Source organism: Candidatus Hydrogenedentota bacterium (assembly GCA_016791475.1).
Lineage (GTDB): Bacteria > Hydrogenedentota > Hydrogenedentia > Hydrogenedentales > JAEUWI01 > JAEUWI01.
Genome location: JAEUWI010000162.1, coordinates 1 through 809 on the forward strand (window position 1 = coordinate 1; position 809 = coordinate 809).

1 protein-coding gene is annotated in these 809 nt (G+C 74.9%); it reads right to left on the reverse strand.

Features of this window, described 5'->3' with window-relative positions:
- On the reverse strand, nt 1–809 hold an 809-nt coding region (locus JNK74_28455), incomplete at both ends, for a hypothetical protein (GenBank protein MBL7650120.1).

The following is an 809-nucleotide window of genomic DNA, read 5'->3' on the forward strand; positions in this document are numbered from 1 at the left end:
CGGCCGGGGATTCGGGCTCGCCCTCGGCCAGGGCTTCGAGTTCCTCGTCGGGCTGCTCGGTGGCCGCCAGGTCGGCGTCGGTCATCGCCTCCAGGGCCGCCGGGTCCTGCCCCAGGGCCACCAGCTCGGCGATCATCTCCTCCCGGGACGGCCCGGGCGGGGCGGCCACGGCCGCCGGGTCGGCTCCCACGTCGCCCATAGTCTCGGTCTCCCCTGCGGCGAGGGACTTGTCTCCCTCGGTGAGCATCTCGTACAGGTCCTGGAGGTCTTCGTCGGACAGGCCGGCCAGCCCTTCCGGGTCCTGCCCCATCTCGGCCAGGGCGGCGAGCAGGTCGTCCCGGCTCATCCCGGCGTCCTCGCCCTCGCCCTCGCCCTCGCCCTCGCCCTCGCCCTCGCCCTCGCCCTCGCCCTCGGCCATCAGCACCGGGCCGGGGGCGGTCGGGGTGGTCGGGGGGGCCGGGGCCGGCAGGTTCTTGACGAGTTCGGCCAGCACGTCGTCGGCCAGCCCCTGGATCGCGGCGTCGGACAGCCCCGGCATGGCGGCCTTCAGGGCGGCTTCGAGGCTCTGGCGGTCCACGATGGTTCGCTCCGAAAAAGCCAGCGCGACGGTCCGCCCCGGCGGCGGACTCCGGTACTCGGCGAACGCGACCGGGGCGGCCATCGGCTCCGGCCGGGGCAGGGGCCCGAGCCGCTTCACCTGGGGGACCTCGCCGCCCAGGAGGGCGAACCGCCGCAGGGCCGGGCCGTGGGACTTCCCGAAGTCGTCGAGGAAGTCGTCGTAAATCTCCACCGACCCGAACCGGAACGTC